The sequence below is a fragment of the Streptomyces sp. A01 genome (genome assembly GCF_059026195.1).
On sequence record NZ_JBWLKN010000019.1, the window covers coordinates 37,331 to 49,321 of the forward strand.

At 71.6% G+C, this 11,991-nt stretch carries 9 protein-coding genes; 3 read left to right on the forward strand and 6 right to left on the reverse strand.

Annotated features, from left to right (window positions below; all coding sequences use genetic code 11):
* Positions 1-21: 21 nt before the first annotated feature.
* On the reverse strand, positions 22-1,881 hold the full coding sequence (locus AC5P1B_RS24255) for a DUF8508 domain-containing protein (RefSeq protein WP_493889636.1): 1,860 nt from the start codon (positions 1,879-1,881) through the stop codon (positions 22-24).
* A gap of 381 nt (positions 1,882-2,262) precedes the next feature.
* On the opposite strand from AC5P1B_RS24255, the gene AC5P1B_RS24260 reads away from it, so the two are divergent.
* A complete protein-coding gene (locus tag AC5P1B_RS24260; RefSeq protein ID WP_493889768.1) occupies positions 2,263-3,840 on the forward strand; it encodes a hypothetical protein in 1,578 nt (525 codons plus the stop codon).
* A 122-nt stretch (positions 3,841-3,962) separates the two neighbouring features.
* On the opposite strand, the gene AC5P1B_RS24265 is transcribed toward AC5P1B_RS24260, so the two are convergent.
* Positions 3,963-4,406: a hypothetical protein gene (locus AC5P1B_RS24265; protein WP_493889638.1), complete on the reverse strand. Its 444-nt coding sequence runs from the start codon at positions 4,404-4,406 to the stop codon at positions 3,963-3,965.
* A 15-nt stretch (positions 4,407-4,421) separates the two neighbouring features.
* Complete coding sequence (locus AC5P1B_RS24270) at positions 4,422-5,576, reverse strand: chymotrypsin family serine protease (RefSeq protein ID WP_493889639.1); 1,155 nt, start codon at positions 5,574-5,576, stop codon at positions 4,422-4,424.
* A gap of 509 nt (positions 5,577-6,085) precedes the next feature.
* Here AC5P1B_RS24270 and AC5P1B_RS24275 point away from each other — a divergent pair.
* Positions 6,086-7,549, forward strand: coding sequence for an alkaline phosphatase PhoX (locus AC5P1B_RS24275; RefSeq protein WP_493889641.1), 1,464 nt, complete (start codon positions 6,086-6,088; stop codon positions 7,547-7,549).
* A gap of 132 nt (positions 7,550-7,681) precedes the next feature.
* Positions 7,682-8,758, forward strand: a complete 1,077-nt coding sequence (locus AC5P1B_RS24280; RefSeq protein WP_493889642.1) for an MsnO8 family LLM class oxidoreductase — start codon at positions 7,682-7,684, stop codon at positions 8,756-8,758.
* A gap of 87 nt (positions 8,759-8,845) precedes the next feature.
* On the opposite strand, the gene AC5P1B_RS24285 is transcribed toward AC5P1B_RS24280, so the two are convergent.
* The 3 genes from AC5P1B_RS24285 to AC5P1B_RS24295 form a co-directional block, all read right to left on the reverse strand.
* A complete protein-coding gene (locus AC5P1B_RS24285; RefSeq protein WP_493889644.1) occupies positions 8,846-9,025 on the reverse strand; it encodes a hypothetical protein in 180 nt (59 codons plus the stop codon).
* A 572-nt stretch (positions 9,026-9,597) separates the two neighbouring features.
* Entirely contained in the window at positions 9,598-10,479 is an 882-nt protein-coding gene (locus AC5P1B_RS24290; RefSeq protein WP_493889646.1) for a dienelactone hydrolase family protein, read from the reverse strand.
* A gap of 71 nt (positions 10,480-10,550) precedes the next feature.
* Positions 10,551-11,810, reverse strand: coding sequence for a PucR-like N-terminal domain-containing protein (locus AC5P1B_RS24295; RefSeq protein WP_493889647.1), 1,260 nt, complete (start codon positions 11,808-11,810; stop codon positions 10,551-10,553).
* Positions 11,811-11,991: the final 181 nt, after the last annotated feature.

The following is an 11,991-nucleotide window of genomic DNA, read 5'->3' on the forward strand; positions in this document are numbered from 1 at the left end:
GCGCGCGTGGGCGCGCGGTGGCTACCGCTTCACCCGCACCACCTGCGGGTCGTGGTCGCTCGCCTGGTCGGCGAACTCCGCGTTGGTGTGGACGACGTCGTAGTCGGCCTTCCGCAGGTCCTTGCTGGTCAGGATGTGGTCCAGGACCTGGGAGTTGCCGTTGAAGACATAGCCGTAACGCTCCTTCTCCGGCAGCCGGTTCACCAGGTCGGTGAGCACGCCGCCGTCCGTGAGGGCGCTCAGGGCGGGGGAGAACTGGAAGTCGTTGAGGTCACCGGCGACGACCACGCCCGCCTTCGGCTCGACGGCGAGCAGTTCCCTGACGAAGGTGTTGACCGCCTTCGCCTGCTGGAGGCGCTGCGTCTCCGAGGTGCGGGCCGGTGGCTGGAACCGGCTGTCCAGGCCCTGGTCGCCGCCCTTGGAGTTGAAGTGGTTCGCGACCACGAAGACCGGGCGGCCCTCGAAGGAGAACTGGCCGACGAGCGGCTTCCGGCTGTTCTTCCACGCCGTGTTCGCCGGGTCCACGCGGCCCGGTGAGGCGGACAGCGCCGCCTTGCCGCCGTTGTCCACCACCTTCACCGGGGTGTTCGCGTCGCCGCCGTCGACATCGGTGAAGGAGACCCGCTGGGGGTTGAAGAGGAAGGCGTTGCGGATGTTGCCGCCGGGCTGCCCGCCGTCCTGGTCGTCGGCGGGGTCGATCTGCCGCCACTCGTACGCGGGTCCGCCCGCCGCCCTGACCGCGTCGGCCAGCTTGCGCAGCGTCGCCTCGGCGGAGACGACGCCGTCGTTCGTCGCCCCGTTGTCGTCCTGGACCTCCTCCAGGGCGACGATGTCGGGCGAGGCCAGGTTTTCGACCAGGGCCCGCGCCAGCCGGTCGAACTTGGCCTGTGGGGTCTTCGGCGACAGGTTCTCCACGTTGTACGTGGCGACGGCGAGCTCGTCAGCCCGCTGCGGGCGGGTCTTCTCCCGCTTCAGGCCGCCGTCGGTCAGGTCGCCGAGCCGGGTCGCCTGGATCTTGTAGCCGCCGAAGTTGTCGTAGTCGAGCGGGCCCGAGGTGATACCGGTCAGCTTGTCACGCACGTCGGCGACGGGGAACGGGCGCTCGGCGAACGGGATGAGCGAGGCGACCTTGATCCGGCCGGGCCCTGGCCGCGTGTACGAGCCGTACAGCGAACCACCGCGCGCCGTACGGTCCTTGCCCGGCTCGGCGGTGACCCACAGCTCGTTGTGCTCGCTGGTCGCGCCGACGACCGGGGCGTCCTTGACGGCGACGCGCATGCCCTCGACGGACTCGTACCGGTCCAGGGCGTAACCGCGCGGCTTCAGCGGCAGCTTCTCGATGGTGCCGCCCGGCGCCGTGGGCGCGTACCGGTTGGGCACCGTCGACGGGTTGAGGGTGAAGGCGGCGGGGAGCGGATTGGCCTTGGACCGTACGCTCCACGTCGCCTTGGTTATCTGGGTGACCGACTGGAGCCCGGCCCCGGCGCCGCCCGGGTAGTACTCGGTGACCGTGCCGGAGACCTCGACGGCGTCGCCGACGGCCACGTCGGGGGTGGTCGCTCCGGTGAAGACGAAGACGGCCTCGCTGGTCGCCTGGTCGCGGTCGGGCTTCGGGTCCTGCACCCAGAAGCCGCGGGCCGAGCCGAACGCCCGTATCGCGGTGACCGTGCCGGGCACCCCGCTGACCGGCTGCCCGGCGAGCGGGGACAGCCGGGTCGTGCCCTGGATGTCGTGGACGCGGACCCCGGCGGCGGAGGCGGACTGCGGGACGGCGAGCAGCCCGGCCGCGAGCGCGGCGGTGACGACAGCCGTGACGGCGGCCGGCCGACGGACGGAACGCGGCGCGCGGGGCAGCCGCGAACCGGGGGAGAGCGGGGACATGGTGGCCTCCGGAAAGGAACAGTGAGGAAGGAAAAGAACAGGAGGGGCGAAAGGAGCGGACAGGAAGAGAAAGGGTGAAAAGGGCAAGCGGGGCGGTGCGGCGGAGAGGGCTGGAGGGTGACGGGCCTGGCGGCCGCCGCGACGACCGGGATGAGCCGGTTCGTCCTGGCGGTCGCCGGGAAGGAGGCGTGCGCGTAGTGGCGCGCGCCGTCTACGCGCGTCAATCTCGTGCGAGAGCAGGGGTGTTGTCAAGGGATCTTCGATGTACGGTCTTTGTCGGGTACATGAATCGGATGGGCCAGGGCGAATCCGTCTACGCTGGGACACCGTGCCGCCACACGGACCCGCACAGCCGTGAACCCCGAGGAGATGACCCAGCACATGCCGGAAGACCGTCCCACCATGCCGCCGGTCATACTGCGCACCGAGGCGGAACTCGCACGGAACGCGCTGAGCGCGCCGCTGTTCTCCCGCGCGGTGCGGCTCGCCCGCTGGGCCGACCCGCACAAGCCGGTGGGCGCGGGCGGTGAACTGCTGGCCGACGACCTGCGGGCGGCGGTCAAGGAGCTGGGCCTCGAAGGCGACGAGCACGGCCTCGGGTACGCGGCGGAGGCGTGGCAGCTCGCCCTGGACACCGGGCTGATCGAGGTCGACGAGACCGAGGACCCAGCTGTGGACGCGGCCGAGGACGCGACCGGGGACGCGGCCGGGGAGCCGGTGGCGGCCGACGACGGCGAGGGCGGCGCCCACGCCGCGTCGCTGCGCGTGGCCCTGGAATCCGACGAACCCGTCGGCGTCGCGAAGGCGGGGGAGGAGCTGCGCCAGTTCACCGGCGGCACCCCGCAGGACGTACTGGAGATCTGGCTGGGCGGCCTGGAGACGGTGCTCGCCGACGCGGCCGCCCCCGATCTCGCCGACATCGTCGACCAGATCACCGACGGTGGCGAACTCGACCTCGACGCGATCGACTGGGACCCCGAGGACGAAGCCGACCTTCTCGACGGCGTCCTCGGCAACCTCTATCTGCTGACCGCCCTGGACGAGGAGACGGCGGAGCGGGCCGTGCCGCTGCCCGTGCTCGCCGCCTCCATGATCGTCCCGGATGACATGGACGAGCCCACGGACGCCGTCCTCGAAGAGGTCTCCGACGCGATGATGCGCTTGGACGAGCAGTTCCGCATGCTCGCCCCCACCGGCATCGTCGAGTACCAGCCGGTCGATGAGGAACTCATCGAGGAGGCCGACGGCGAGGGCCGGGTGCAGGAGCCCGAGCGGCCGCTGGAGGACCTCGCCGAGGAAGACGTCTCCCGCTACGGCATGGTCCGGCTCACCCCGCTCGGCGTCTACGCCGTACGGTGCAGGATGCTGGAGGCGGGTGTCGAAGCGCCGCTCGTCGGGGACCTGTCGGGCGCGAGCGCCGAGACCCTGCTCGCCGCCCTGCCGGGCTACCCGGACGTCGCGGCCCGCGCCGAGGCCGAGCGGTGGGTGGCCGGGCGGACGCCCACCGAGGCCGCCGGTGACCTGCTCGCGGCCGCCCGGGGCGATGACCCCGACGCGCCGCTGCGCCGCCTCACCTGCCAGCAGACCCTGACCCTGGTCGGCGCCGGTGCCGAACCGGCGCTGCGCGCCGTGCTCGACGACCGGCAGCTGGGCGGCCTCGCCCGGGTCTGGCTCGCCGAGCACGGGGCGTCCGGCGTGCCGGAGCCGTCGGAGGAGATGGTCTTCTGGCTGACGGTGGACACCCTCGCCGCGCAGCTGGCGGCGGGCGGCGACTCCGAGGAACTGCGCGATCTCGTACGCGGCCTCGTGGACCGCAGCGGAGGCTTCTTCGACGCGGCCTGGCGGGTGGACCACCCGGCGGCCGTGGAGGTGCTGGAGGCGATGGGGCGGCTGCACCCCGACAAGAAGGCGGCCAAGGAGGCACGGAAGGCGGCGTTCAAGGCGCGCTCGCGCGCCTGACGCGCGACGGGGGCGGCCCGGCGCGCGACGGCCGACGGGCGGCGGGCCGATGGCCCGCCGCCCGCCGCCATGCCACGGGACGTGCCCGCGTGGTGCGGTGGAGCTGTGCCGCGTGGGATACGTCAGCACTTGTAGAGCGTCGTGTGGCTGAACGACGACGTCGCGCCGTTGAAGCCGTACGTGCCACGGTAGGACGGCGGGTTCAGGTACTGGCCGATGATGGTGATGGTGTCGGCGCAGGTGCCCTGGCCCGCGCGGCGCGCGTCGATCCGCATCGAGTTGCCCAGCGAACCGCCGGTGATGTTCCACGGCGCGCCGCAGATGCCGGACGTGATCTGGCCGCCGGTCACCACGAACGGGGAGGTGTTCGGGTTGAACTTCACCGTCATGACGAAGGTGACCGCACCGTTGTGCACTTCGAGCTGCACTTCGGTCTGCACGGCCTCGGCCGATACCTGACGCGTCGGGGCGTACGCCTCGTCGCGCGTCTTCACCTCGGCGCCCTGCGGGTTGATGAACTGGCGTTCCGAGCCGAGTTGGCCCTTCTTCTGGTGAGTCGTTGACATGGCTCCCCCTCCGCTTCAGGCCAGCTGCTCGGCGATTTCGACGCGCAGCAGGTTTCGGACGTTCTCGATGTGGTTGACCACGGTGACGACGGAGGAACCGGCGAACAGCAGGCCGACCGCCACGTTGTCCAGCGAGGTGACCAGCGAACCGGAGTCGCCGCCCGCCGACATGTTCGTGGTGAGGATCTGGTCCTTGAAGCGCGCGATGCCCGCCGCGCCGTAGTTGACGTCCACAGTCGCGTCGATGGAGATGATCCGGCCCAGGCTCATGTTGGTCGTACGGCCGGACTTCTTCACCAGGGCGCCGACGGAGATCTGCTTCTTGCGCCGCCAGGCACGCGGAGCACCGCTGAAGTACTGCTCACGTGTGGCGTTCTGGAAGTCGACGATGCCGAGCGCCGCATCGACCACGTTGTTGTGCTGCTCCAGCGGGACCTGCGGCGCGAACGCGATGCGGATGAAGCGGGCGAGGGTGGCGATCCGGTCGGCGGGGTCGGTGCCGCCGTCGAACCGGCCGGGCTGCACGATGGGGCTCCCCAGCGCCGCCGCGTTGGAGTTCGCCAGCACGTGGTTGTTGCTGAGGATGTAGAACTGCGCGGGCACGCCGAGCCCCGCGACCGGCGGGTCGACCTTCGCGCCGGGCAGGAAGTCGTAGACGACACTGCCGAGTGTGCCCGCGGTGACCCCTACGTTGCCGACCGAGAAGCCGGACGGGCAGGGGCGCATCCTGCGCTTGAGGAGCTGGGGTTCGTAGCCGCTGGACTGCAGCAGGTCTTCGAGCACAGGCGACGAGAGCTGCTGCGCGAGAGCGCCGTCCGCACGGTAGGACGTCGGCTCCTGCGACTCACGCTCGCTGCCGGTACCGCGCCGCTGCTGGCGCTGGGCGGAGATCTGCCCGACGGCGACGACGTCGGTCGGCGTTCCGTCGTCCATCTGGCGCGGGATGACATCCCGCTCGGGCAGCATCGACTCGGAGACCTTCTGGGTGACGAAGACCAGGACCGCTTCCTCGCCGGTGGGCTCTCCGTTGGTCCACTTCACGCCGTGGCCGAAGCCGACGACGTTGGAGAGCGGATTCTGCGGGCGCAGGAAATCGGACAGTGCCTGCTGGCGGGAGGAGTCACTCACCTGACCGCCGGTAGGGCCTCGCATCATCTCGGGCTGGCTCACGCCAGACCACCTCTTCCCCGGTGGGGGTCCCGTGACCGGGCTCGTCGTCGGGCACGCCGAACGTCGCCAGTGGCGCGGCGGGTCGGGGCATGCTGGGCGTACGAACGACGCCAGGCGGGACCGTGCTCGAATGTGCGGTGGCCGGTCGCCGGTTGGGACCGCGGACGACCGGACTCATGAAGTCGGCGGACATCCGGCAAGGTCCCCAGGCCGCCGGGCTCCGCGTTCTTCTTGCGGGTGGAGCAGGTAGTTGACTGTCTATTGCCGGAGTGTTGTCAGGTCAAGGCATTTTGCGGGAAATCATGTACATGTAGCGGTAAGGCCGTTGATGACCTTCTTTGCCATGGTTGTTTGTGGTAAGCATCAGCGCACGCGTCAGGGCCTGCGTCAGGCAGTGGAACGGTCAATCGGCCTTGTGATGTCGTGTCGAGTTCAACTGGCGTTCCCCCGGGCGCGGAACCCTGAGCACCGCACGTCAGCGGACAGATCCGGCCACCCAGGAGATGAAGATGCCGCTCACCCGCAGAGACTTCGCGAAGCGCTCCGCGTACACCGGCGCAGGTGTCGCGCTCGTCGGCACCGTCGAGGTGCTGGCCACGGCGCCCGGCGCCATCGCCGCCGGAACGGAGGCCGAGACCGGGACCGGGACCGGGACCGGGCGGAAGGGTGGCGCCCGCCTCGGTTACGGACCGCTCATACCCGACCCGAAGGGCATCCTCGCGCTGCCGGCGGGCTTCTCCTACCGGATCATCACCCGGGCCGGGGTGACCAAGCTGGAGTCCGGCGAGCCCACTCCCTCCAACCACGACGGCACCGCCGCGTTCGCGGGCCCGCGCGGGACGACGTTGCTCGTCAACAACCACGAACTGAAGGGCCCCAGGGCCAAGTGGCCGCACCCGGTGCCCCTCACCAAGGGCCTCGTGTACGACCCGGCGGCGGCCGGTGGCTGCACCGTCGTCGAGGTCGCCAAGCACGGCGACCACGTGAGCGAGTGGGTCGGCATCGCGGGCACCTCCACCAACTGCGCGGGCGGCAGCACAGCGTGGGGCACCTGGCTGACGTGCGAGGAGAACGAGGACCGGGCCGGTCAGAACGGCATGACGAAGGACCACGGCTACGTCTTCGAGGTGGACCCCTGCGACCACCGCGCCAACCGCGACCCGAAGCCCATCAAGGCGCTGGGCCGGTACGCGCACGAGGCCGTGGTCATCGACCCCAGACGCGGCCACTGCTACCTCACCGAGGACGCCGACAAGCCCAACGGCCTGTTCTACCGCTGGGTCCCGCCGCACGGCTTCTCGCACGGCCGTGGCAGGTTGCGCCACCTCGCCGACGACGCGGGCGTGCTCCAGGCACCGCAGTGCTACGACTCGGGCGGCCGCTTCGTGGACGACCTCTCGCGTGCCACGAAGGTGGGCACCGTCTACGGCGTCGACTGGGTGGACGTGCCGGACCGGGACGCCCGGCAGGTGCCGGTCCGCGAGCAGTTCGCCGAGCGCGCCGTCACCCGTTCCCGCAAGCTGGAGGGCATGTGGTGGGGCGACGGCGGCGCGTACATCGTGGCGTCCTTCGCCCGCGACGAGAGCCCGGTGGCGCACGACGGGCAGGTGTGGTTCTACAACCCGCGCCGCCGCACACTGACGCTGAAGGTCCTGCTCGGCGTGAACCCGGACCCCGACAAGGACGGCGCCTTCGACGGCCCGGACAACATCACCGTCTCCCCGTACGGCGGCCTGATCCTCGCCGAGGACGGCGACGGCGTCTCGCACCTGTTCGGGGCCACCGACAAGGGCGACACCTACCCGATCGCCCGTAACGACCTGAACATCGGCACCGCGGACAAGCCCGAGTACGGCGAGTTCGCCGGGGTCGTCTTCTCGCCCGACGGGGACACGCTGTACACGAACATCCAGATCCCGGGGATCATGCTGGCGATCACCGGCCCGTGGCGGCGGCAGCGCCACCACGCCTGACCCGGCCGCCCGCGGCGGGGCACCTCAGCCCCGCCGCGAGCCCCCTGGTCGCCGGGTCGGGAGCGGCGCTGGGAAGGGGGCCGGTGAACCCGGCCCGGGGAATCATGGCCGCTTCACGTTGTTGACATAAGAGTGACCTCACACATAACGACGACCCCGTTCTCGGTCCTGGACCGCTCCCGCACCCGGCAGGGCCGGAGCCAGGGCGAGGCGCTGCGCGACACCGTGGCGTTCGCCCGCTATGCCGAGGATCTCGGCTACCACCGGTTCTGGGTCTCGGAGCACCACAGCGTGCCCGGGGTGGCGGGCTCGGCGCCCACCGTGCTCGCGGCCGCCGTCGCCGCCGCCACCTCGCGCATCCGGGTCGGCACGGGCGGCGTGATGCTCCCCAACCACCAGCCGCTGGTGGTCGCCGAGCAGTTCGGGGTGCTCGAAGCGCTGTACCCGGGGCGGATCGACATGGGGCTGGGCCGGTCGGTCGGCTTCACGGACGGCATCAGGCGGGCGCTGGGCCGAGACAAGACGGCGGCCGAGGACTTCGGCGGCCAACTGACCGAGCTGCTCGGGTACTTCACCGGTGAGCAGCGCGCGCACCCCCAGGTGCACGCGCGGCCCGCCGAAGGGCTGCGCGTGCCCGCCTTCGTCCTCGCGACCGGGGCGGGCGCCCTGACCGCGGCCGAGGCCGGGCTCCCCCTGGTGATCGCCACGATCATCGGCGAGGAGCGCATGCTGGAGGCCATCGACCGCTACCGTGCGGCGTTCCGGCCCTCAGCCCTGGCCTCGCGGCCGTACGTGGTCGTCTCCGGCAACGTCGCGGTCGCCCCGACACGGGAACGCGCCCGGCGGCTGCTGATACCGGAGGCGTGGTCCAGCGCGTACTCCCGCACCCACGGGGACTTCCCGCCGCTCATCTCCGCCGAGGAGATCGAGGCGCTGACGATGACGCCCCGTGAGCGCGAGCGGTACGAGCAGGCGATGCGCGGGCACATCTTCGGCACGGAGGACGAGGTCGCCGTCGCGCTGGGCGCGCTCATCGCCCGCGCCGGGGCGGACGAGGTGCTGGTGACGACCAGCAGCCACGACCGGGAGGGGATGCTCGACTCCTACCGGCGGCTGGCGCGGCTCGCCGGGCTGGCACCGGCCCGAGGCGAGGAGCGGGCGGACGGGCCCGCGTCGGCGGTTCCGCTGGGGCTGGCCACCGCGCGGTGAGGACGGGCGGCGGCGCGCCGTTCGCGCTCCGGCAGGGCCACGGGACGCTGGGCCGCAAGGCGGCGGGAGCGGCGTCGACCGGGGTTCTCAGGCCGCTTTCACCACCTCGTCCCGTAGCGCCTGCCGCCAGGCGGCCCTGAGCCGGTCCAGCTCACGCAGTTCCTCGGGCGACCACGACCGCTTGCCCGCCACGAACGCGCGAATCGCGTCGTTGGCGAGCGCCACTGCGGAACGGGGGCCCGGGTCGGGTGAGTTGAGGGGAGCCATACGGATAAGCCTAAGGGCACGCACTGACAACGAGTTCACACCCGGGGTGACCGGAGCCCCCGCTGTAGCGCATCACACACCCTTTCGAGCGCCGGCGACCGGGCGTTCACCCGTCGGCGACGCCCCGTTCTCCGGCGCCGCACGACGGGGCGGCCCGCCACTTCCGAGGCAGGCGGCCCTCGCGTCCCGTTCGCCCCCCAGGTGGGAGCCGCCGCGGGGGGCCGTCCCCAGAACGGGGGACGAGGCGCGACGCCCCATCGCCGTGACGGATGACCTGGGCAAGGGGCAGGCGACGTGGTCTATGCCACCTGCGTTCCACCTCACACCGTGACACCGTGCCGATGACCCGACAGCCGCCGCCGGGGTCAACCGATAAGCCGGCAGCACCATTTGACGCCCCTCCCGGTGCGCGGGCTCCGGATATTTCGTTGTGGTCGAACCGACCGGAGCCGTCTTCGATCTCGGGAGGCACAGCGTCAGGGGTGCCCGGTGGGTGTACGCGCACCGCACACACACCGGGCGCCCGCTCGGCGGACGGGGGTGCGACGCCTCCCAGCCGCCCCGCCAGTCCGCTACCCGGTGGAGCAGGTGTCGCGGTACTCGCTGATCTTGTCGTCCGGCTTCGGAGCGGGGCAGATGAACTGCTCGTAGCGGGTGTCGGAGTCCACGAACCGCTTGAGCCAGGCGATGCTGTGCTTCGCTATCGTGACGTTGGGCGAGGTCGCCGCCGTGTGCCCGGCGCCCTTCAGCTTCAGATACGCCTTCTCCGGTGCGGCGGTCATGCTCGGGTAGAAGCGCTCGGCGTGTGAGGCGGGGGACGCGATGACGTCGTTGTCGGCGCCCACGATCAGGGTGGGAACCTTGGTGTTCTCCCAGGTCTTGTCGTCGTGGAAGGGCATGAGGGGCACGGCCGCCTTGATCCCGGGGCGGGTCTCGGACGCCCGCAGGGCCCCGCCGCCGCCCATCGAGTGGCCCATCACCGCGAGCCGGTCCGGGTCGATGCGGTCTTTGACCTCGCTGTGCTGGGTCAAGTAGTCGAGCGCGCCGAGCATTTGCTTCGCCCGGCCGTCGGGGTCGTCCATGACGGAGTCGGTGTCCAAGGTCAGCACCACGAACCCCTGGGAGGCCAGCCGGGGCCCGTACCAACTGACGACCGACTCGGGAGACATGAAGCCCGGAGCGATCACCACGGCGCCGAAGGTGCCCTCACTGGTGTCGGTCGGGTAGGTGACGGTGCCCTTGTTGAAGCCCGGGCCGTTGACGGACTTCTGTTGGGTGATGAAGGGTCCGCGCTCGGCCGTGATGCTCGCGTCGGTGGGGTCGGGGCCGCGGTCGTACGGGTTGTCCGGCTCGGCCTGTGCCTGCTGGGGGACCAGGAACGCGCCGATCGTGAGGGTGGCGGCACCGGCCAGGAGGCCCAGCCGTTTTCCGGAGCGGGTACTCATTCGTCTCATGGGGCCTGATCATGCTCACGATCAAAGCGGAGTGCTTCTCGCGCGACTGCGCCGCTCTCGCGGGGAATTTGTCAGCCGGGCGTGGACCGGCGCCGGTGCCCGCCGGGGTCCAGGGCCCGTGTCCGCAGCGCCACCAGCGCTTCGAAGCGGAACCGGGGGTCGGCGAGCCGGCCGTCGAAGAGGGAGTTCAGCTGCCGCAGCCGGTTGCGGGCGGTCTGCGGATGGATGCCCAGCGCGGCGGCGACCTCGGGGGCCGTACGTCCCCCGGACATCAGCAGGGCGTCAAGGGTCTCCGACAGCCGCTCCGCCTTGCCGTCCGAAAGGCCCCGCAAGGGCGCCAGCACCTGGTCGGCCAGCAACTGGCCGACATGCGCGCTGCTGAGCAGATGCAGTTCGGACAAGTGGTCGGCGGCGTGGAGCAGTTCGCGGGACGTGCCCGCACCGGCGGGCGAGGGCAGCCGGTGGAACGCCAGGCGGGCGCAGTGCAGTGACACCCACGCCTCATCCAGCGCGACCACGGGCCCCAGGGCGGCGCCCCGGCCTCGGAGGACGCCGCGCAGCCGGCGCGCCCTGGCGTCCCCGCCATCGCTTCCGTCCCCGCCGGACGTGCCAGGGACGACCAGCCGCAGTTCGCCGCCGCGGGTCATCGTCAGAATGTCATCGTCGAGCCCGGGTGGCTCGACGGGCCCGTCCCCGGCGACGTGCAGGACGGCGCAGGCGAGCGTCGCGGGCAGCGGCCACGCCGCGCGCCGGGCAAGGGACTCCACGGGCTCACCCGTGGGGTCGGGCCGACGCTCCAGCAGCCGCGCGGCGAGCGTCCGGCGGCTGCGCAGCGTCTCGTCGGCCGACCGCGCCCTGGCCTCCTCGAAACCCCGCACCGACTCCTCGGCCATGGCGTGGATATGGGTGAGTACGGCCTCGCTCAGCTGCACGGCGAACTCTCCGGGGAGCGCCGCCGCCCGGGCGGCGTCCGCGTAGCCGCGGCAGGCCACCCTGGCCCCGACGCGGTAGGCGGCCTGCAACCCTTCCATGCCGCGCCCGCTGACGTATTCCAGTCGGCCCAGGCGGCGGAAGTGCGGCGCGTAGTGCCCCTGCGGGGCGTCCGGCTCCTCGATCAGTTCGGCGAACTGCGTGGCGGCCAGGCGTACAGCGGTCGTCAGGTCCCGCCCGACGGCGGACCCGGACGGATGCCGGTAGCCGCGGACCTCCTGGCGTATCGCCTGGACCATGTCCGCGGTCAGCTCAGGAAGCCGGGTCCGGAGCACCGGGGCGAGCGCCGGGGGAAGGCCACGCCATGGACCGCGCGGAAAGTGAGGGTCGGCAGCGGTCAACTCGCACTCCGTCCTTAGCAGTCAACGGTGCGTCCTGGTCGTCTGGAGTGTAAGGCGCGTGACATTTTCCGTACCGGCCCGCGACGGATGTCTGGCGCACATCACACCCGCGCCCGCACCCTGACGTCTCCGCCCCCTGGGCCCCTCCGACCCTGCCCCGCCCCCACCCGACCCCGGTCCG